Origin of the sequence: Bradyrhizobium sp. AUGA SZCCT0177, from assembly GCF_018130125.1 — a bacterium.
GTDB lineage: Bacteria > Pseudomonadota > Alphaproteobacteria > Rhizobiales > Xanthobacteraceae > Bradyrhizobium.
In genome coordinates this window covers 112,852-133,182 of record NZ_JAFCMA010000009.1, presented here as the reverse complement: position 1 = coordinate 133,182, position 20,331 = coordinate 112,852, and the positions used below count along the sequence as shown (strand labels likewise).

Sequence of the window (20,331 nt, the reverse complement as noted above, 5' to 3'; positions counted from 1 at the left end):
CAGGTGACTATAGAGTACCAGTCGGTCGCGCCTAGTGCCAAAGAGCCCGTAAATACCAGGGTTTTCACAGCCGAGTTGATTCTCTGGTCCTGTCTCGTTCCACTCCGTCCCAAGCAGTTGGTTTGCAAAAGTGTTAGCAAACCTCACACCTTCTGGAACGGCCGCTGTATCGGGAGCCGGGGATTTGGAGTTACCCAAGGGGCGTCATCGACCGGACCACGGGTAATATGAGAGTGTTGTGCTCCCGGCTTCAAGGGACGCGACACATGTCCAAATTCGACCCGCCGAGACTTCCTTTTAAGCGCCCACGTTTCGATTGGCTGTTCTGGGCATCCGTTGTCGGGTCAACGGGTTTGCTTGCGCTGTTCATAGGCGCACTCGGCACATAGGCGGGGTCGCCCGTCAGAATCATCGGCACACCGGCGCTCCTCGGGAACGATAACGCGGCATCCGAATTTGCGCCGACGAAGAAGCCCCGCCATTCTCGGCGGGCAAGTGGGAAAAAAACGCGGGGCATTGTTACCGCAAGTCGCTTGACCCTTTCGAACTAGTTCGGAGTACCCCCGGGGCTGGCGGTGATCAGGGTCGGTGACGGACAGTAGGCCCGCCTGCGCGCAGACGAGTGATTCACCCAACGATCGCCACAGTAATATTGATTCCCGCTCAGGTGTTGCAGCGCGATCACACATGCGTCCGCCCGATTTGATAGAGTGAATCGGGTCATACGATTAAGGGATGCTGGGAATGAATCGTCTGCTGCTTGGTTTGGTGATCGCGGTCGCCACGGTTGCATCAGCTCAAGCGGCGGATCTCGCGGCAAGGCCGGTAAAGGCTCCGATCGCCGCGTCGGTCTACAGCTGGACCGGTTTCTATGTTGGCGGCAATTTCGGATATGGAGTCGGACACAATTCCAGCGAACCGTTCTTCGGCGCACCTCCGACCGACAGGGTAACACTCGCCCCGCGCGGCGTGCTCGGTGGCCTACAGATCGGATATAATTGGCAAGTAGGCAATTGGGTGCTCGGCGCCGAAGCCGACTGGCAGTGGACGGACCAACGGGATTCGTATTGCTTTAACTGCATCAGTTTCCCTCCTGGCGTTATTGGTCGTGGTGTCGCCCAGGAGATGCCGTGGTTCGGAACCGTGCGCGGGCGGTTGGGATATGCGGCCGGACCGGCCCTGTTCTACGCCACCGGCGGCGCGGCTTATGGGGAAATCCGACAGACCCTGGATTGCTGCTTCGGAGCGCCGTCGGCGACCGCAACCAATAGCAAGACGGGATGGACCGCCGGCGGCGGCATCGAGGCCGTACTGGCCGGCAACTGGACAGCCAAGGTCGAATATCTCTATGTCGATCTCGGCAGTGTTTCGAACACGCAGATCATCCCTCTCGCCTTCGGCGGTGGTACGCAAGTCGCCACCAGCGACGTGCGCAACCATGTCGGACGCGTCGGCGTGAACTATAGATTTGGCGCCCCGCCGGCCCCGGCAGCTGCGCCTATGTTCGCCAAAGCTCCCGCTCTGCTCGCCTACAATTGGGCCGGCGCTTACGTCGGCGGCAACGTCGGCTATGGCGTCGCCCGCAATGCAGCGGTCCAGACCTTTGTACTGCCCAATGATCAGCTCACCATCGCGCCCGACGGCGTCGTCGGTGGCGCGCAGGTTGGCTACAATTGGCAGGTCAGCAATGTCGTGCTGGGTCTGGAAGGCGACTTTCAGTGGAGCGGCCAGAAGGACACGATCTGCAGACTATGCCAGCCGACGCTGGGCACCCTGACGCAGAATTTCACCCAGGAGCTGTCGTGGCTCGCAACGGCGCGCGGACGGCTGGGCTATGCCGCCGGACCCGCGCTGTTCTACGTCACAGGCGGTGCTGCGTTCGGTGAGATCAAGACCACCATCAATCAGCAGGTTCCGCCCCTGAACCAGACCACGCACTTCAGCGACAGCAAAGCCGGCTGGACCATCGGCGGCGGCATTGAGGCCGCGCTCGGCGGCAACTGGAGTGCCAAGGCCGAGTATCTCTACGTCGATCTCGGCAGCGCCACCTACGCGGTAACTCAACCTGGATTCGGACCGCTCACGCTGGTCACAGACTTGCGCGATCACGTCGGACGCGTCGGTGTAAACTACAAGTTCGGCAGCGGTCCGGTCGTCGCCAAGTATTGAGACGGCGAGCGAGCGGCGTTGGCAGCAACTCTCGCCCGGTCGATCATCGGAAACCAGGAATCGATGGCCGATCCTTTCGTTCAAGCCAACGCCGCTGCCGCGCGCTGCATATTGGCCGGCATGTCGCCTGTCACCGCGCTCTGCTCGTTTACGGCAGCCGCGGTACTCGTCACGTATTTATTGACTGTCCAATAGCCGCTTTGATCGTACCCAGGGCCGCAGCACCCAGGCGCGCAGCCTGGGCGTCTGCCGCCCCGATTTGGGAATCCTACCCTGCCCTCAGCCTCTGGCGGGCCGCAGAGTCCAATGAAAAACTTGTCTAAGGCCGCTTGTGAAAATCCCAAGGATACAGATGCGCCATCTAGAAGAGAGTATAAATAAAAGGCGCGATCGCGGAGCCTTTCGTCAGCACCACAAGTCCGCCAAGCACGACCATCATGATCAGGATCGGCAACAGCCAAAACTTCTTTCGGAACCGCATAAATCGCCAAAGCTCAGCTACGAATTCCATGTTTCGTCCTTCAGAACATTCTTTCATCGTCTCGGCCGCAAGGGTGCTGCCGGCTTCGCTTTCTGGGGATCAAAATTGAGAGGCAGGCAACTACGGATTCCATAGACATCATCAGAGTTTGTCGATCACAGCGCATCAGGAACAATAATACCATATCGCTTTGTGATTAAGGAACTGCCGAGCGTGGTGTTGCCTGGGGTTGCGCCTCTGGGCATGCCGCTTTCGAGCGCGCTAACCGCCTCTACCAGTCGCGGATCGACGCCGTTCTTCTTTGCGAGAAAGCGCGCGGTCTCAACGTAAGTGACATCTCGTGGCCCGGTGAGCTGGGCGATGACCGACAAGCGTTCCTCCATCATTCGAGCGCTCGATATCGCCACCAGATCTACCGGTGTGGGTGCCATTGTCAGGTCGCTGAAGGCACGAATCGCACGTCCACGCGCTAGCTCCTGCGTCCATGTGGACAGCAGCGCCATTCCGGGTGAAACCACCTTGGCAAGACGAAGTACTCCGATTGGTGCACCGTCGGCCACGCGCTTATGCAGCAAACTTTCTGTTTCAGCCTTCTGTCGACCATATTCGCTGACAGGCGACATCGGTGCGTCTGCGGCGACATGGGGAGTACCGCCGTCGAAAACCTGATTGGTAGACAAGAACAGGGTGTAGATGCGCCGCGCCACCAGCAGGTCGATCAGAGCCATTGTCCGCTAGACGTTGATGAGAGATGAACCCGCCCGATCGGCTTCACAGGCAGCGAGTCGAGCGACCGCGACGAAAATACAGGCGCATCGTACCCCTTCAGGTATCGCGAAACTCTCAATTGGGGAGTTGAAATCGAGCTGCACCTGATGAGACGAAGTCAGAGCCCGTCTGCGTGCTGAGAGCGCCTAGCCAAATCTCGGTGAGCAGAGAGCCTGTCGGCTTCGGTGAGCTTTCTTGGTCAAGCCGGAGCAGCACGTTGCGGCTGCGGCTTGAGAGCCCCGTCACCGGCCGGCTTCACGCGCAATTCATCATACGCATTTTTGGAGCTCCGCAGTTCCGCGAGATTATTCAATCATCCCACATTGATCTTGACCACAAGAAGGAAGCGAACGTTGACATCAACTTCCCTCAATCGACGGATAAGATCGCCCGCAGGGCCATCGAAACTTGGCTGAGCTGGGAAGGCACGGACGATTTCCGTCTTAGAGACTTGCCGTCGATTTGCTAGACCGGCGTTTTCATACAGCGAGCTGAGCATCGTAGGCCCTATCTAGGGGCGATGAGCGTGGTTTGCTTTTGCGGAATTGGGCGGTGTCGCTTAACGTGAGATCGCAGTTTTTGGATGGGCCGGTCGATGCAGAAGTGTAGTAACGAGAGTCATCAGGAAGCCGCTGAGAACGTAGAACGAAAACACCGCTTGCCAAGCTAACCACGGCGCGCCCCAGGCGAGCAGATGGCCCTGTACGACAAGGAGCGCCAACACGAACCGATAGACATCAAGCATGTTTAGCCAGTTTCGAATTCAGGGCCGAAGCGACCCAACTCATTAACATATTTTCGAAAGGCGAGACGCTCACAGCTTGGTCCAGAAAAATTCTCCGGCTTCTTTTTGGAGGTTTTTACGTGGATGAGCGTGAAACGGATGAGAATAAAAACGCCCGACCTCGGTGGAAGGTCCCCGGTGGGGGTGGTCCCTCTCCTGCATTGAGCCGCCCGGCGGCCGTCAGGCCGCGACGGGCTGCAGACGCTTCTTGATCTTCGCGATCGTCGCGCGGCTGCATCTGGTGGCGCGCTGGATCATACTCCAGGACTGCCCGGCGGTGATCATGGCGCCGATGTCTTCGTTGCGCTCGGTGTCCTCCAGCCTGCCCTTGTCGGCCTTCGCCTTGGCTTGACCCTGCGCCTGTCGGCGGCGGCGATCATCGTAGTCCTTGCGGGCGCAAGCGCCGAGCATGTCGAGCAGAATCGCGTTAACGGCCTCGAACATGCGGCTGGTGAATTCGTCGGCGCTCGTCGTCGCCATCGTCCTTGACGTCGGCAGGTCGAGCGCCATAACGCGCACGTGCCGTGACGTCAGTTCGACCTTGAGGGGTTGCCAGTCGGCCGAGGTGAGGCGCGACAACCGGTCGACCTGTTCGGTCAAAGGTTGCCCGCCGCACCGGGGTAATCGGTTTCGCTAGCACCCGCTTCCACGACTTTCGGGCATCGATACCACCGCCCTCCTCGACGCTGGCATCCCGGTCCACACCGTGGCGCTGCGCATCGGCGACGATCCGGCGGTTGTCCTCCGGAACTACGCCAACCGCAAACGGACCAAGGCGGCCGACGCCAATCTGGCGGATGCCATCGGGAAGTTTGCGGCCGGCTTCCTCGATCGGCGCTGAGATTGGCCCCCAAATTGGCCCAGAAAGACTTGTTCACAGACCGTTCTTGATCTCCTGCCCCCTAAGTGCTTGATACCGCAGCAACGGAAGGGTGGCCGAGTGGTTTAAGGCACCGGTCTTGAAAACCGGCGTGCCTGCAAGGGTACCGTGGGTTCGAATCCCACCCCTTCCGCCAGTACATTGTTCTCCCATGTTCGCCACTGTTCGGAAGACTCAATAAAAACAGCGCGTTACCTCAGCTGGTGTATTTACTAGTTCACCAGCGTTCGTCAAAATTGGCGCGATGTTCGTAGTTTTTTCCGTGAGTTTGGCGGACGATTTTTAGGAGAGAACGTTGGCAGGAAAGCTCAAACCTCTTGATGTCGCCCGACTTGTTGCGCCAGGAAAATATTCGGACGGGGATGGGCTGTATCTCGTCATCGCGGGACCGAAGTCCAAGAATTGGTCGTTCCGTTACTGGATTAACGGCAAAGAGCGCTGGCACGGTCTGGGCTCGTTCAACGACGTGTCGCTCCGCGAAGCCCGGATCAAGCGTGATGCGGCGCGCCAGCAGGTGCGTGCCGGCTTGGATATTGTCCAGGCGAAGCGGTCAGCCCGGGAAGATGCGAAGACTGTCCTAAGAGAGGCTGCGGCGCCCTCGTTCCAAGAATGTGCCGAACGTTTTATCGAGGACAATTGGTCGAGCTGGAGCAAAAAGCACCGGGCGCAATGGCCATCCTCGCTCAAGCGATACGCGTACCCCACGATTGGACCGCTCAAGATCAGCGAGATTAAGGCAAGTCATATTTTTGAACTTCTCCAGCCAATCTGGGTCGAAAAGGCCGAAACGGCAAACAGGGTTCGGGGCCGCATCGAGACCGTAATCGCGAAAAACATCGATATCGATGACAAGGAGTTTCGGAACCCCGCCGAGTTGACGAAACAGCTGCGGGAAAAATTGCCGAAACGTCCGAAACGAACCCAGCGGCATCATCCCGCCCTGCCCTATGCGGACGCTCCGGGGTTTTTGAGAGAGTTAGCCCGCGCCGCTGGGACAGCGGCCTCTGCGCTGCAGTTCCTCATTTTTACGGTCGGTCGAACAAATGAAGTGCTCGGTGCTCGTTGGTCGGAGATTGATGTTCTGCACGCCGTTTGGCGTATACCGGGCGATCGCATGAAAATGGGCGAAAATCACAGCGTGCCACTCTCCGATGCCGCGCTGGGGGTCCTCGATAAGATGCGTAACGGAAGCCAGAGCGAGCTGATCTTTTCAAATGATGAGGGTGAACCTTTCTCGGATATGGCGATGCTCGCCGCTCTGAAACGCATGAATTACGGTCACGTCACGGTTCACGGGTTTAGGGCAACGTTTGCGACATGGGCTGAGGAATGCACCGATTACCCGGACGGTGTTCGCGAAGCCGCGCTTGCTCATAAGTACAAGAATGACACTACGGCGGCCTACCAGAGGGGCGAAAAACTGGAAAAACGGCGTTCTCTAATGAACGATTGGGCTCAGTACATTGGCGGAGAACTAAATCGAGCCAACGAGCAGAATGCTGCCTGATTAAGCAAAGTCTGTATGGAGGCGGACCAATGTCATCGAAGCGTGACAGCGTGGCACAGCGATTAAAATCGCTCCTCGACGAGGAGAAAAGCCGAAAAATAGCCGAGGGCGTCGAGATAGCCGGGGGCATTTTGGGCAACCATTCGGTCGGCATGCTAAACGCCGATCCGATTCTGAATAGAGCGCGAGCGCTTTCCGATGCTGTCTTTCTAAGGCCAGAAGAAACCGCCCTGGCCAAGGCATTCAGGTATTTCGAGCTTGATCCCGAAAGACCAGAACACTGGCACCTTCTGATTAGCTATCTCAGTCGATCTCATTTCGAAACGAAACCCGCCGGACGCCGCCGAGAATGGACGGCGGAACGCTACCTGCAGCTGCTACGCGATCTCTACCTTGCGACCAAAAATGTCTCAGACCTTGAGGGTCGATCGAGGTTCAAACAAATCCGCCAATTGATGATCGATGATCCTGCGTTTGGCGAGCGGTATAGCGATATGAAGCAAGACGCCTTAGCGAAACAGATAGATAACCTTTTTATGTATCTCAATCGCGCTCCCTCAATAGGCACCGGGACGGCTTAACGACGCATTCAGCTCATCTAGAACGCGGAAACAAAATCCCACCCCCTTTTATTCCTGCTCGGGCTCTTCATTCTTCAAGCTAACCGTGGACACGCCCGTACGTGGGGGCATACGTCAGGGGAGAGCTTATGAACGAAAAGTTGGCATTTTCGATTGCTGAGGTTTGCGCGACTGCAAACTTCGGCCGCACGACGGCGTATCAATTCATCAAGACCGGAGCGCTGCGTGCGGTCAAAATGGGACGGCGGACGGTTGTCTTGTCCGAGGATTTGAGATCCTTTCTCAGCAACCTGCCGTCAGCGCGCGATGAATCGCGCAACAAGTAGCTCTGCCTCTTAGCGGTGTCTTTCAATCCGCCATTGCTTCCGCGACAGCGGTCCCGAGTTGAGCCGCTCCTTGCAAGTGCCACCAATCAACGACGTGCCTGCTCCAACCAGCAACCGCGTTCGGTCTGCCGTAGCCGCTCTTGTGAATGGTGCTCGGAGGTCCCGCCATTCACCATCGTCTCGGAAATGACCCCGCGAAGAATAGCGACGGGTTTTGATCCTGCCTTTTCCCGCCGCCGGTGGTTAAACCGCGATAAACGACAGCAAGGCGCCGCACCTCAAAGCGGCAGCGCGCCCTGGCGCTACACCGGCCAGTCCGGACGCGGAACTCAAACAGTGCAGGCAACGCTGCGCCCATTGCGACCTGCGACCAAACGGTAACCTGGCAACCCCGGGAGACGGTCGAGAGGTATCGTTTGTCGCCAACGGGGATGACCACCCGGACCGACATTCGATGCGGGAGCGCCGCAAAAAGCTCCCAGGAGGCGCAACGGGGACAACGTTGCGGGCAAAGCCAAAGGGATTGAGTACCTGGTCCGTCACAGTGATGGGCTCCGCATCGTCAGCGGCCCACCGGTCCATGTCAGACCGGAGGGAGGGAAAGGGCCTACCTATGGAAGCAGGCCATAGAATACACAGGTGAGATTCAGTGGCACAGAGATTTCGAGCATCGCGATAGAAATAGGGCGTGGAGCAACTATGTCTCGAAATCGTAAGCGAGTTTGTTTGCAGGAGGGGCCGTACCTCGACTTGAATTGGCTCGCAGCGAATGGCTTCATCCGTCGAGGATTTGTTACCACAGAACGGAGCCTTTGCTGGACTCATCCCCACTTCGGTCACGTGGCAAGCGGCTGCGTCAGTGCTGACCTCAGCCAAGGCCAAACCGGTTGGCTAAAGGTATGGATGGGATCATTCTTTCAGGAGATTCGCCTGACCGGGCAACCCAGAAGGTTTGGGGGTGTGCAGTGGTATTTCGTTTGCCCGGTTACGAGTCGCCTCGCCTCAGTTATTTGGAAACCAGCCGGTGCATCCCAATTCTGCAGTAGACACGCTTGGGCAAATGACGTCGCTTACGTAACCCAATTTGGTAACTGGATCGACAGGGCCCACCTAGGGAAAGCAAAAATCAAAGCGAGACTGCTGGGCGGACTTGATCCGGACGAGTGGGTGCTCCCCCCACGTCCTAAGGGCATGCGGATGGCGACCTACGTGCGTTTGATTACCCGTTTCGATGGATATCAGTCTAAACTGAATGCAGGTCTCGACGCTCTTTCTTCAGAATTCACGCGTCCTAGATAGACAACATATTTCGATTGCGTCTAACGCACAAAACTCGGTGGGTGAACTGGGTTTGCGCGCCCCTAATCATCGGAGCTCACCGGAATGCTCAAGAAGCCGCTAACTGTCGGCTGCGAGGGCAACACGTCCACCTATCTTGCCGCGGACGAGTGATTTCATCGAGCGCTTGCCCAGCTCTCACATCTAAAAGCAATTGCGACGAAGCCAATAGGCAGCCGCGATCGTGTGCTGGAGAGGCCTGGGAAGCCCGCTGATGCGATTTGACGTCGATTGGAAGTACGGGAGCCTCAACAGCCTCCGAACAACAGCGAACGACTTTGCGCGTGATGCAGCGACCGTTTGAGTTCGAGATGGCTTCGATTTTGATGGGCAGCGGAGTAAGAAGGATCCACCCTCCTCCCAAACGGGGACGCAAAAGTCTCGATCTATTGGGATCTATTTGTCGCGAACTCGCAAAACTACGGGGCCGAACTACGTTAGCCGCCGGAAAGCCTCGATCATTTTGTCAGGCAGCGGCTGAAGCCGTCGCACAAGTCCTTGACTCGATAGTGGATACCTTGCCCGGAGTTCCCGCCGAGTGACCCGCTTAGACCGCCGCAAGTCGGTTGTTTGCGGTTCAGGGCAACCTAACCCCGCGCGCGCCGCAGCGCGGCTTCCAATCGCTCCTCCTCCTAATTCCAGCGGACGTCTTCGGTTCGCGATCTCTCCTCGAGAGCCGCCACCTCGACCTGGATAGCCACAGCTTTCTTCGCGCGCTCGCGCCGTTTCTGCTCCTTTTCGAAGGCGACCGGCCGGGAGCAAGGCTTCCTTGCCTTCCGGGCTTTCGACTTTGGCGGTCGAGAAATCCCCGCCACCCTAATTGCGGCGCCGCTACTTGACATCGCGCGACGGGCTCTCGGCTGAGATGTTCGGAAGGATCGGAGAAACGGAGTGATCACGCGAGCGGATCGCCTCACATCATAGTTACCGGCGAGTTAGCTGCCCGTTCCTATGCGTAGCAAACTTTGTTTACAGTCACCAACGGGTGACGATTAAGCCGAGCAAGAATGCAATCGCCAGCGAATGAATAGGCGCCTCGCGCGTTAATGCGCGCATCTGGTCGATCCAGCTTGGTCGCGGCGCGACCTCGTCGGCGAGGTCCTGCGACATGCTGCGGATTTCATCCGTCGCGTGCTCGATTCGGCGCTCGGCGCTTCCCATGGAGGAAGGAGGGTCTGCAGTGGTCATGGAGCTTCAACTCATCATTGCCTTGGCAGGTTCCCTTAAGCCTCGCCCCACCGAACTCATAAAGAGGGAATGTGATCATGACGAACTATCGCGAGGCCGGCATCTGCCAGCGCAGCAACGATGCACTTCGCCATGTGCTTGGCTTCCTCGGGATCAATCTGATCTGGATGGTCCTTGCGACATTCGCAGATGGCGGTGGCAATAATCGTGTTGACTTGGTGCTGATCGGCCATGAAGTTCCTCCGTTCTGATTGACTAACCGAATACCAGCTAAATGAACGGTTCATCCGTCGTTCACTGTGATGGCCCTCTTCCGCAGCGGGGCCTAAGCGAGGTGGAATGGCGCAGGGCCAAGGCGGCTTCGACGCGATCGGAATAGTCGTTGATTGGATCGACGCCTGTAAAGAGCGACGCCTTTCAGAGTTGCTCGATCTTTACGAAGAAGCGGTAATCGCTGAATGCTGCGTGGGTGGAACTTTCCACAGGCGCTTCGAGGTTAAGCGGTACTGAGAATGTGTTGCAGCGATCGGTTGAACTCGCCGCCAGCACCAGACGTTCCCTCTGGGCCGTTTTTGACTCAACTCGGACATTTGTGAGTGCACGTACACCTTTGAATAAGGTTGCCATCTTTCCGTTGCCGTGTAGAACGACCTTTCGGGTGTTCGCTGCTTGCAGCAGTGACAGGTCAAGCGATGGTCGGGCCGCCACGCGGAAAGCGTGCGCGCCCAATGGATCATCCTTCATCTGCAGACCTGCCGCGAGCCCAATTCCTCGCCGAACGCGCCTTCACCACCCTTCAGCGTTTCTTGCACGTCGAGGCCGTCAGCGGCGGCGTGCTCCTGATTGCCGCGGCCTCCGCACTGACCTGGGCGAATTCTCCCTTTTCCCACAGCTATCATGCCCTTTGGCACCTGCCACTTTCGATCGGGCTTGGCGAGTTCATCTTTTCCCGGTCTTTGCACTTCTGGATCAACGACGCGCTCATGACCGTTTTCTTCCTTGTCGTGGGAATGGAGATTCGGCGAGAAATTCATGAAGGCGCGCTAAGCAGGCTCGATCAGGCATCGCTCCCTATCGTCGCCGCAGCCGGGGGCGTTATCGCGCCTGCTCTTATTTACCTGAGCTTCAACATCGATCTAGTTCGAGGCCGGGGCTGGGCGATCCCAACCGCGACAGACATTGCCTTCGCCGTTTGTGTGCTTGCATTGCTGGGGCGATCCGTTCCGGTCAATGTGAGAGCCTTTCTGTTGGCCTTAGCCATCATAGACGACGTTATTGCGGTGCTGATCATCGCCTTCTTTTACTCAGGCGGACTTCAATTCAGTGGTTTCGTCGTTGTGTCACTTGGCATCTTAATGGTTCTAGGATTTCAGCGGATCGGGATTGGTTTAGCGCTCGCGTATACTCTGCCCGCCGCGCTCGTATGGATCGGTTTTCTGATGACGGGTGCTCACCCAACCCTTGCCGGCGTAGTGCTCGGCTTGATGACCCCCGTGCTACCGATCCCCATGCGGGAGCATCCGTTGAAAGTGGTGTCGCGTATTGCCGACGAACTGCGAAGCTTTGATGCAGTCTCGAACAAAGATACGCATCGTCTCGAATCGCCATTGCGGCAGCTTCGCGTAGCCAATCGTGAAATGTTGCCGCCCGTGGTGCGCGTACAGATAGCGCTGCATCCCTGGGTGGCCTACGGCATTATGCCTCTGTTCGCCCTAGCGAATGCTGGCGTTACCTTCACGGGCATTGATCTCTCTGCCGAGGAGCACCTCGTCATGCTGGGCGTGGGATTTGCTCTTGTTGCTGGGAAGCCAATCGGTGTAATCGGTGCGACTTGGCTTGCGGTGCGGCTGGGCTGGTGTCGGCTGGCACCGGGCGTTTCGTGGGGCGGCGTCTGCCTCGTAGGCCTGCTAGCCGGAATCGGCTTCACAATGTCCATCTTCATCGCAATGCTCGCCTTCTCCGACGAGAGACTATTGGCTTCGGCGAAACTAGGCGTGCTTTCGAGCTCCCTCGTGGCTGCCATGCTCGGTCTGGGTTGGGGCGCGAGGTACGTACGGCGGGACGCCGAAAAACGGGAGCGCATCTCTCGTAGTGGTTTCCGCTTCTAGCACTTAGCCGTCGCCGCCCAAGTAGCGGACATTCGAGCTGAGTCAGCCTTTGACCCATTCCTGAAGTCGCGCCTTTTGACGAACATTCACTGTCATGTCGCGAGTATTGCACCAAACCGTTAGAAGCAGCGATGCGCTGGACAGCAAGTAACGAGCGTAGCTCAACTGACGGTCCAGCGATTAGCAAGACCACCTAGGTCTTATGCGGAACCGTTTCGGCCTCGATAGCCGCGACAAGCTCGGGCGCAAGGTGCGCGGACAAACGTTGAATGATGTTGAGTAGCTGCAAGATTTCTTGCTCACGCAAGGCGTCAATCTTGTTGTGCAGCAATTCGATTTCGAGTTCAGCCTTCACATTTATTCGGTAGTCGTGTTCTGCGTGCCTGCGGTCAATCTCGGATTGACGGTTCTGGCTCATCATGATGATGGGCGCTGCATAAGCTGATTGGAAGGAAAGAACGAGGTTCAGCAGGATGAAGGGGTAAGGATCCCAATGGTTGATGAACGCCATCATGTTAAGAATGATCCAAATGCCAAGTAGGACGCTTTGGATGATAATGAAACGCCAAGAACCAACTGTTTCGGCAACGCGGTCGGCAAGCATCGCGCCCCGCGTCAGTGTGGGCTTGGGTGCGTTCCGGGCTGGCTTTTGCGCCCGAAGTTCCCGCAACCGCTCCTGGTCTTCGGGACTTAGATGCACTTTGTGACTTTGGTCGTTGGTCATTCGTCGCATCCACCGTTAAGGGAGGTTTCGGCCCACTCCGAAGCTCAGTATAAGCACTCCGCTCAGTGTCCCCTACGGGGGGTTACTTTTGTTGACCGTTTCAGTTGGGTTGATACCAAGCCCAGCCCACGATGCCGCTTATTGGCACAAACCGGCGGCGTGTGTCCGCTTTTGTGTACCAATGGTGCCGCGACTGTCTGATTGCGGTTCGGCGCCCAACTAGAAACCATCCAATGGAGAACGAAGCGATCCGAACAACTCAAAATCGCATCAGAGCGAGCCGTGCATCGCGAGCGCAATGTGGGAGCTCGACTAGTGTCGTTCGGCTTCGGCCTCTTGTTCCAACTGCAAGATACGCGCTCGTAGCGCGTCGAACGTATCTTCGGCTGCCTCGCTGAACAGCGGATCCTCAGGATTGGTCAAGGCCGAAGCGATCTCCGTCCAATCTTGAGGCTCTAACGCCTTTAGGGCGGCAGGAAAAAAATCTCGATCTTCCATCATGATGTGGTACCGCTCGCACTCTATGAAATCGCGAACGATGGTTTGAAGGATTTCACGGCCCGCGAGAACACTGTCGACCGCATGAACTACCCGGCGTAAACGTTCGGCCCCTCTTTGGTGTTCGCGAGCGAGATCACCGACTTTCGCAGCCGCAGCCGGATCGCGCGTTCTTAGCTTGGCAAAGACGACGTCTTCCTGGGGATGGTGGTAAACCTCCGGGTAAAGTTCGAAATAGCTAATAACTGCGCGAATAACCTTAAAGTCGGGACGGTCGCCGTGGTTGAAAACCTCAAGTTCCCGCTCAAGGATAGCGAGTAGCTTCTCAATGTTGCGATGCTCCTGGCTTAAGCGCTCAATAATCATGGCAGCGCTCCGTATAGTGAACTCCAAGATAAGTATTATCTCTCACGCCGTATCAGCTTTTGCGGCAGATCAAATCTAAGTCGGAATAAGGTGGGAATTTCAATTTCCGGAGCCTGCCGATATGAGATTGCGGCGAAGCCCCAACGTCGAGAATAAGCGTTGCTACAGCCGAAAGACGTCCGATTGGCACTTAGCGGAAGTCGGCATTTGGCGGGCTGTCCGCTTTGCGCAAAAGCGGCCCCCTGAAATGTCGTTTTGTCGCTTGATACTAGGGCTCCACAGGCGACGAAGGGGCAGCACTCCTGACGCTTGTCGTGGTCGTCTCGGTTGGACGCGGGCCTGCGCCGACATCAGCAGTTCAAGGAGTCGGGTTTTGTCGAACGGGTTCATCATCGGCAATCGCTCGCCACCCTGCCCCTTCTAGATCGTCGTACTGGCCGTCCTCAAGTGACCAGAGAAATCCCACCAGGCCGAGCAGGCCGAGCAACAACGCCAGCGGAACGAGGAAAACCAGGACTTCCATCAGTTCAACTCCCGGACACCGCGATGCGCGCGCAGGGCGTTCAAAATCACCAGCAGCGACGAACCCGACATGGCTGCCGCCGCCACCAGCGGCGTTGCCAACCCTGCAATTGCCAAAGGCACAGCCAACAGATTGTATCCGGCCGCCAGCCACAGATTCTGTCGCATCAGCCGCAACGCTTTCCGCGAGAAGCCGATGGCAGCCACCACGGGCGCCAGGCGGTCGCCAAGGAATACCAGATCGGCCGTCGCCTGGCTCAAATGGGTGGCGCTCACCGGCGACATCGAAACATGGGCAGCCGCCAGCGCCGGCGCATCGTTCATGCCGTCGCCTACCATCATGACCTTGACGCCTTGCCGTTTCAGCTCATCGATGCGGGCAATTTTATCGGCAGGGGTCAGACCCGCGCGCCACTCATGAATTCCGAGCGACTGGGCAGCGTGGCGCACCGCAGGCTCACGATCGCCGGAGAGAATCTCGACGGCGATACCACCTCGCACAAGGGCTGCGACGGCACTGCCTGCGTCCGGACGCAGCCGCTGGCGCACCGCAAAGACATGACGCACCTTGCCGTGGCGGAATGCGACGACCGATGCCTCGGGATCCCTACACAGGATGGCGTTTGCGAGCTGATCCGCGCCGCAGAACGACGGCCTGCCAAGTCTGACTTCGAGTCCGTCAACAAAGCCATGCACGCCCTGACCGGCTATCTCTTCGACAGCGGCCAACGGTGCTTTTGCCTTGGCCGCGCGGGCTACCGCAGCGGCGACGGGATGATGGCTGGCAAGCGCAAGCCGGCCGGCCAGATCGAAGACCGCGTCCGGAATTTCAACGGCGTTCGCGACATCGAGTTCGGGCAAGGTCAATGTGCCCGTCTTGTCGAACACGACCCTGTCGACTTCGGCCAGCCGCTCGATCGCATCGCCGGAATTGAGCAGCACGCCGGAGCGGAACAAGGCGCCCGAAACCACGGTCTGCACCGCCGGTATCGCCAATCCCAGTGCACAGGGGCAGGTGATGATGAGAACCGCAATTGCCGTGACGATGGCATCGTGCCAACTCGCACCGAACGCCACCCAACCCAACATGGTCAGGAGTGCCGCCGCATGCACGACGGGAGCGTAGAGCCGCGACGCCCGGTCGGCGAGTTGCACGTATCGCGATCGCGCCTGCACGGCATTGTCGAGCAGTCGGCTGATCTCCGCCAACAGCGTGCCCTCGCATGCTGCCGCCACTCGCACTCGCAACGCGCCAGATAGATTGAGCGTGCCCGCATAGACCGCTGTGCCCGGCACGGCCTTCACGGGCAACGTTTCGCCGGTAATCAGGCTCTGGTCGATCTTGGACTGTCCCTCGATCACGGAGCCGTCGACGGCCGAGCGCTCACCGGGCCGCAACAAGACGATGTCTCCCGCCTGCACCGCGGCGATCGGCACTTCGCTGATCTCGTCAGCGCCGATAAATTTCGTCGCCGTCTCGGCCTTCAGGGCGGCCAGGTTTCCGGCGACCGCGCGCGTCTTGCGGCGCATGCTCTGGTCCAGGTAGCGGCCGGCCAGCAAAAAGGCGAGCAGCATCAGCGCCGCGTCGAAATAGGCATGCTCGGCGTGGTGAATGGTTTCGACCACCGACATTGCAAGCGCCAGCACGATGCCGACGCTGATGGGAACATCCATGTTAGTGCGGCGCGCCCGCAAGGCGCGTAAAGCGGATCTGAAGAACGGCTGCCCCGAATAGGTCACCGCCGGCAATGCAATCAGGGCGGACAGCCAGTGAAAGAAATCGCGCTGTTCCGGGATCATATCTGTCACATTACCGGACCATACGGGAACCGACAGCATCATCACGTTCATTGCCCCAAAGGCGGCGACGCCAAGGCATCGCAGCAGGAAGCTTGCCTGTTCGGTCTCCACGGCCTCGGCGCGAACCGGCTCGAACGGATAGGCCTTGTAACCAAGCTCCGCCAGCCGATCGATGAAGCGGGCCGGATCAAGCGCGCCCTCCTTCCATTCCAGCGCCACACGACGGTCGGTCAGATTGACCCGTGCGAGCGTCACGTCCGGAAGCGCCGAAAGGCCGCGCTCGATCTTGGACATGCACCCGGCGCAACTGACGCCCTCGACCGCGAGATCGATATGCGCCAATCCCGAACCGAAGTTCTTGACATAGTGTGAAAAATCGCGCGTTGCCTGCATGATGTTGTCTTCCTAGTTCAACAGAACGCGGTTCTTCGACAGGAACAACCGCTGCCCTGCCGAAACACCCTCGAGCACCAGGTCCCATTGGCCCGGCGCAATCGCCAGCGCGCTGCCGCGATAGATGCCGATCCCCACTTCGGCGAGGACTACCGGCAAATCGGCACGCCGGTCGGTGGGCCGCTCGAATCGCCCCTGAAACTTCAGCCCCGACATCGGTCGGCCGCTGCTATCGCGCGCCTCGACCTGCAGCGTCGCGCCGCCCTGCCCGCTGCGCTCGACATGTGCATCGACCTTCCAGTTGCGCGCGTTCTGATCGCGGGCCGCCGTGATCTGCTTCTCATAGGCGAGGCTTGCGCTATAGGCGCTGTCAACCTCAGTGCCGGGCAGCGTCTGGATGGCAAACCGCATCATGACGAGGTTGACCCCGATCACGACGCCGAAGAACGCGACCAACATGAATAACACCTTGCGTCCGGTCAAAGGGTTCGGTGCCTGCGACTTGCTCATGTGACATCTCTCCCGGATTTCATGGCGTCACGAAATTATCGATGGCGGATGCCACTTCGCCGAGGCCGATATCGGTGACGCGGAAATGCACCGGAACCGACTTCTCTGAATTGTTCGCGGCAGGCGCTGTCACCAGCAACCGCAACTCGGTGGTCTGGTCGCGCCCCAGCACGATCATCGGCCGGTCCGGCGTGACGGAATCGACGCCGACGATATGAAGCGTTGCATTGACCGGGCCGTCGATATCGATCGCGATGACGCGATCGAAGCCACGCTTGTTCAACAGGCGGGCGGTATACGCGTTGCGGATCGACCCGTCGCTCAGCTTCACCGCGACTGGATTGCGGTCGTGCAGCACGTTGACGTCGAGCAGCGACCGCGTCAGCAGCGCATACAGCATGAGCGCGCCAACGCCGACGATCATGGCTACGTAAACGATGGTACGCGGCCGCACGACGCGGTAGACTGGCGGCTTGCCAGCCTGACGGCGGTGGATATTGATATCGTTGTCATATCCGATCAGGCGGGTTTCCCGGCCGATCTTGGTCATCACGGTGTCGCAGGCGTCGATGCACAGGCCGCACTGAATGCAATCGAGCTGCGCGCCGTCGCGGATATCTATGCCGGTCGGGCACACGGCGATGCATTGGTAGCAATCGATGCAGTCACCGACCGGCTCGCCAAGTGCCCGCAGCTCGTTCGCCTTCTTCAGCGACGTTCGCTTTTCACCGCGGTCGTATTTGTAGGTGACGTTGAGCGCCCATTCGTCGGTGAGTGCCGCCTGAATACGCGGCCATGGGCACATATAGACGCAGACCTGCTCGCGCATGAAGCCGGCGAGCACATAGGTCGTCGCCGTTAAGATCGCGATCCAGATATAGGCCAGCATCGGCGCCTGGAACGTCACCAGCTGCTTCACCAGTGTCGGCGCATCGTTGAAATAGAGCACCCAGGCGCCGCCGGTCCACCACGCGATCATCAGCCAGATCGAGTGCTTCAGAAGTAGTTCGGAAAAGCGCTGCAGCTTCATCGTGCCGCGCGCGGCATCCTTGCGCATGCGCTCGCGGCGGTCGCCCTCGACCAGCCGCTCGACGGCGTAGAACAGGTCCGTCCACACGGTTTGCGGACAGAGATATCCGCACCAGATGCGGCCACCGACCGAATTCATCAGAAACAGGGTGATGGCAGCGACAATCAGGAGTCCGGTGAAATAGTAGACTTCCTGCGGCCACAGCTCGATGAAGAAGAAATAGAAGCGACTGTTCGGCAGATCGACGAGGACCGCCTGGTCAGGCGCACCGAGGCCGCGATTCCACCGCACGAACGGCAGCCAGTAATAGACGCCGAGGCAAAACGCCATCAGGCCCCATTTGATCCGGCGATAGGTCCCCGAAACGCTCTGCGGAAATACTTTCTTCTGGGCTACATAAAGCGGCCCATCGTCTTCAAGCAGCAGGTCGGTTGGGTTCACGGGCTTGTTCATCGCTGCTGTTAATCTCATGTCGGGCGCGGACTGTAGGCCCGCCTCCGCAACCGCGATTGATCCACCTCAAACAACGCCCAACATCCCCGGCCCGCGGTTACTTACCCCCGCCGAGCGAGTGGACGTAGACGGCAAGTGCCTTGATCGTGGAGGGATCGAGACGACCGACCCAGGCGGGCATGACGCCGGCGCGGCCGTTGGCAATAGTCTCGACCAGCGTCGCCTCGTCCGATCCGTAGAGCCAGATCTTGTCGGTAAGATCAGGTGCACCGAGTTCCTGGTTGCCGTTGCCGGCGTCGCCATGGCACGACGTGCAGTTATGCGAGAAGATTTTCGCCCCCGCCGAGGCGTCATAGCCGGCGCTGGTCGGCAGACCCGACAGCGAGCGGACGTAATTGGCGACGGTGACGATCTGATCCTTCTTGAGGACGCCCTCCTTGCCAAAAGCCAGCATGGCGCTCTCGTGGGCCTTTGCATGCCCGGAGCGGACGCCGAACTGGATTGTCTGCATAATCTGGTCGAGCGACCCGCCCCACAGCCATTCGTCATCGTTCAGGTTGGGATACCCCTTGGCGCCGGCCCCGCCGCTGCCATGGCATGGCGCGCAATTGTCGCCAAAAACCGTCTTGCCGCGGGCCCGCGCCAACGCCAGCAACGCCGGGTCTTTCTCGATCTCCGCCAGCGGTGCAGCGCCGAGGACGACCATCTTGTCGCCGCGTATCTTTTCCAGATTAGCGAGCTCGACGGCAACGTCCGCGCGGGAGGAATAGTTCAGAATGCCGGTGGTATGGCTCCACAGCATCGGCCACGCCGGGTACACGATCCAGTAGCCGACCGCCCACACGATGGTCAGGTAAAACGTAATCACCCACCAGCGCGGCAGCGGCGTATTCAATTCCTTGATGCCGTCCCACTCGTGTCCGGTGGTGGTCTTGCCGGAGACTTTGTCGAAATCGCTGTGCTCGGTCATGATCCCGTCACTCCTCCCGCAACGGCATTTTCGCCGCCTCGTCGAACGCCGCCTTGTTGCGCGGCCAGAGTGCGTAGGTCACGATGGCAATGAAGATTCCGACAAAGAGCGGCGTCCAGAAGCTCGTGACGAAATCGGATGTGATGTTCTGGACCGTTAGGATGGCTTTCATCGTTCTACTTTCTCGGCGAGGATTGGCTCAGCGAAGATTGGCTTTTTCGTTGTAGAGCTTGAAATCGACCAGCGTGCCGAGCATCTGCAGGTATGCGACCAGCGCGTCCATCTCGGTAGGCGTGCCCGGCTTGCCGTCGAAGTTCCGGGCAACCGCCTTCGGGTATCGTTTGGTGAACGCATCCACACCGGCATTGTCGGAGTCGGCTTGCGCCTTCAGATCATTGGCTGCGTTGGCGACCTGGTCGTCCGAATAAGGGACGCCGACCGTGCGGCTGGTGCGCAGATGATCTGCCATGCCCGCGACATCGATTTCGGTCTCGGCGAGGAATGCATAACCTGGCATCACCGACTGCGGCACGATCGCGCGCGGATTGATCAGATGGGTGACGTGCCATTCATCGGAATATTTGGCGCCGACACGCGCCAGATCCGGACCGGTGCGTTTCGATCCCCACTGGAACGGATGGTCGTACATGCTCTCGGCCGCGAGCGAATAATGGCCGTAGCGTTCGACCTCATCCCGCAACGGGCGGACCATCTGCGAGTGGCAGAGATAGCAGCCCTCGCGGACGTAGACGTTGCGGCCGGCGAGCTCCAGCGGCGTATATGGCCTGACGCCATCGACCGCCTCGATAGTGCTCTTGAGATAGAACAGCGGGGTGATCTCGACGAGACCGCCGATCGCGATCACCACCAGAATTCCACCGATTAGGACGATCGAGTTCCTCTCGAAAGTCTGGTGTCTGCTCCAGAATGACATC

General features: G+C 58.8%; 22 protein-coding genes and 1 tRNA gene. 9 read left to right on the top strand and 14 right to left on the bottom strand.

Annotation, left to right across the window (positions count from 1 at the left end):
* Positions 1 to 744 precede the first annotated feature (744 nt).
* Positions 745 to 2,169, top strand: a complete 1,425-nt coding sequence (locus JQ597_RS12940; RefSeq protein WP_212264618.1) for an outer membrane protein — start codon at positions 745 to 747, stop codon at positions 2,167 to 2,169.
* A gap of 361 nt (positions 2,170 to 2,530) precedes the next feature.
* Here JQ597_RS12940 and JQ597_RS12935 read toward each other — a convergent pair whose 3' ends face one another.
* Complete coding sequence (locus JQ597_RS12935; protein ID WP_212264617.1) at positions 2,531 to 2,680, bottom strand: DUF5989 family protein; 150 nt, start codon at positions 2,678 to 2,680, stop codon at positions 2,531 to 2,533.
* A 125-nt stretch (positions 2,681 to 2,805) separates the two neighbouring features.
* Positions 2,806 to 3,378 (bottom strand): sugar nucleotide-binding protein, encoded by a 573-nt coding sequence (locus tag JQ597_RS12930; protein WP_212264615.1) that lies wholly within the window; start codon positions 3,376 to 3,378, stop codon positions 2,806 to 2,808.
* Between the two features lie 257 nt (positions 3,379 to 3,635).
* Here JQ597_RS12930 and JQ597_RS12925 point away from each other — a divergent pair, with 257 nt between their 5' ends.
* Positions 3,636 to 3,887 (top strand): hypothetical protein, encoded by a 252-nt coding sequence (locus JQ597_RS12925; RefSeq protein ID WP_212264614.1) that lies wholly within the window; start codon positions 3,636 to 3,638, stop codon positions 3,885 to 3,887.
* A 495-nt stretch (positions 3,888 to 4,382) separates the two neighbouring features.
* Here JQ597_RS12925 and JQ597_RS12920 read toward each other — a convergent pair whose 3' ends face one another.
* A complete protein-coding gene (locus JQ597_RS12920; protein WP_212264613.1) occupies positions 4,383 to 4,802 on the bottom strand; it encodes a recombinase family protein in 420 nt (139 codons plus the stop codon).
* A gap of 106 nt (positions 4,803 to 4,908) precedes the next feature.
* Between JQ597_RS12920 and JQ597_RS38080 the strand changes: the two genes are divergently transcribed.
* From JQ597_RS38080 to JQ597_RS12900, 5 genes are all read left to right on the top strand, one after another.
* Complete coding sequence (locus JQ597_RS38080) at positions 4,909 to 5,043, top strand: hypothetical protein (protein WP_283813414.1); 135 nt, start codon at positions 4,909 to 4,911, stop codon at positions 5,041 to 5,043.
* 85 nt (positions 5,044 to 5,128) lie between these two features.
* Positions 5,129 to 5,218 (top strand) — tRNA-Ser (locus JQ597_RS12915).
* A gap of 159 nt (positions 5,219 to 5,377) precedes the next feature.
* Positions 5,378 to 6,589 (top strand): tyrosine-type recombinase/integrase, encoded by a 1,212-nt coding sequence (locus JQ597_RS12910; RefSeq protein WP_212264611.1) that lies wholly within the window; start codon positions 5,378 to 5,380, stop codon positions 6,587 to 6,589.
* A 29-nt stretch (positions 6,590 to 6,618) separates the two neighbouring features.
* Complete coding sequence (locus JQ597_RS12905) at positions 6,619 to 7,170, top strand: hypothetical protein (RefSeq protein ID WP_212264609.1); 552 nt, start codon at positions 6,619 to 6,621, stop codon at positions 7,168 to 7,170.
* A gap of 128 nt (positions 7,171 to 7,298) precedes the next feature.
* Complete coding sequence (locus JQ597_RS12900) at positions 7,299 to 7,496, top strand: helix-turn-helix domain-containing protein (RefSeq protein ID WP_212264607.1); 198 nt, start codon at positions 7,299 to 7,301, stop codon at positions 7,494 to 7,496.
* A gap of 2,313 nt (positions 7,497 to 9,809) precedes the next feature.
* On the opposite strand, the gene JQ597_RS12895 is transcribed toward JQ597_RS12900, so the two are convergent.
* Positions 9,810 to 10,022 carry a hypothetical protein gene (locus JQ597_RS12895; RefSeq protein WP_212264605.1) on the bottom strand — a complete coding sequence of 71 codons (213 nt, stop codon included), beginning with the start codon at positions 10,020 to 10,022 and terminating at the stop codon, positions 9,810 to 9,812.
* Positions 10,023 to 10,099: 77 nt separating this feature from the next.
* Here JQ597_RS12895 and JQ597_RS12890 point away from each other — a divergent pair, with 77 nt between their 5' ends.
* The gene (locus tag JQ597_RS12890) at positions 10,100 to 10,273 is read left to right on the top strand and encodes a hypothetical protein (RefSeq protein ID WP_212264603.1); all 174 of its coding nucleotides are present in this window, start codon (positions 10,100 to 10,102) and stop codon (positions 10,271 to 10,273) included.
* A gap of 166 nt (positions 10,274 to 10,439) precedes the next feature.
* Here JQ597_RS12890 and JQ597_RS12885 read toward each other — a convergent pair whose 3' ends face one another.
* Positions 10,440 to 10,766, bottom strand: a complete 327-nt coding sequence (locus JQ597_RS12885; RefSeq protein WP_212264601.1) for a hypothetical protein — start codon at positions 10,764 to 10,766, stop codon at positions 10,440 to 10,442.
* On the opposite strand from JQ597_RS12885, the gene nhaA reads away from it, so the two are divergent.
* On the top strand, positions 10,751 to 12,130 hold the full coding sequence (nhaA, locus tag JQ597_RS12880) for a Na+/H+ antiporter NhaA (RefSeq protein ID WP_212264599.1): 1,380 nt from the start codon (positions 10,751 to 10,753) through the stop codon (positions 12,128 to 12,130). The two genes, JQ597_RS12885 and nhaA, sit on opposite strands and share 16 nt — an antisense overlap.
* Positions 12,131 to 12,323: 193 nt before the next feature.
* Here nhaA and JQ597_RS12875 read toward each other — a convergent pair whose 3' ends face one another.
* The 9 genes from JQ597_RS12875 to ccoO form a co-directional block, all read right to left on the bottom strand.
* The gene (locus tag JQ597_RS12875) at positions 12,324 to 12,854 is read right to left on the bottom strand and encodes a DUF1003 domain-containing protein (protein ID WP_212264597.1); all 531 of its coding nucleotides are present in this window, start codon (positions 12,852 to 12,854) and stop codon (positions 12,324 to 12,326) included.
* 312 nt (positions 12,855 to 13,166) lie between these two features.
* A complete protein-coding gene (locus JQ597_RS12870) occupies positions 13,167 to 13,718 on the bottom strand; it encodes a hemerythrin domain-containing protein (protein ID WP_212264595.1) in 552 nt (183 codons plus the stop codon).
* 358 nt (positions 13,719 to 14,076) lie between these two features.
* Entirely contained in the window at positions 14,077 to 14,241 is a 165-nt protein-coding gene (gene ccoS, locus JQ597_RS12865) for a cbb3-type cytochrome oxidase assembly protein CcoS (protein ID WP_212264593.1), read from the bottom strand.
* On the bottom strand, positions 14,241 to 16,433 hold the full coding sequence (locus tag JQ597_RS12860) for a heavy metal translocating P-type ATPase (RefSeq protein ID WP_212264592.1): 2,193 nt from the start codon (positions 16,431 to 16,433) through the stop codon (positions 14,241 to 14,243). The genes ccoS and JQ597_RS12860 overlap by 1 nt, the downstream gene beginning before the upstream one ends.
* A gap of 12 nt (positions 16,434 to 16,445) precedes the next feature.
* A complete protein-coding gene (locus JQ597_RS12855; protein WP_212264590.1) occupies positions 16,446 to 16,943 on the bottom strand; it encodes a FixH family protein in 498 nt (165 codons plus the stop codon).
* Between the two features lie 19 nt (positions 16,944 to 16,962).
* Complete coding sequence (gene ccoG / locus JQ597_RS12850) at positions 16,963 to 18,426, bottom strand: cytochrome c oxidase accessory protein CcoG (protein WP_212264588.1); 1,464 nt, start codon at positions 18,424 to 18,426, stop codon at positions 16,963 to 16,965.
* A gap of 97 nt (positions 18,427 to 18,523) precedes the next feature.
* Positions 18,524 to 19,396, bottom strand: coding sequence for a cytochrome-c oxidase, cbb3-type subunit III (ccoP, locus tag JQ597_RS12845; protein ID WP_212264586.1), 873 nt, complete (start codon positions 19,394 to 19,396; stop codon positions 18,524 to 18,526).
* Positions 19,397 to 19,403: 7 nt separating this feature from the next.
* A complete protein-coding gene (locus JQ597_RS12840) occupies positions 19,404 to 19,568 on the bottom strand; it encodes a cbb3-type cytochrome c oxidase subunit 3 (RefSeq protein ID WP_212264584.1) in 165 nt (54 codons plus the stop codon).
* A 27-nt stretch (positions 19,569 to 19,595) separates the two neighbouring features.
* Entirely contained in the window at positions 19,596 to 20,330 is a 735-nt protein-coding gene (ccoO, locus tag JQ597_RS12835) for a cytochrome-c oxidase, cbb3-type subunit II (protein WP_212264583.1), read from the bottom strand.
* Position 20,331: the final 1 nt, after the last annotated feature.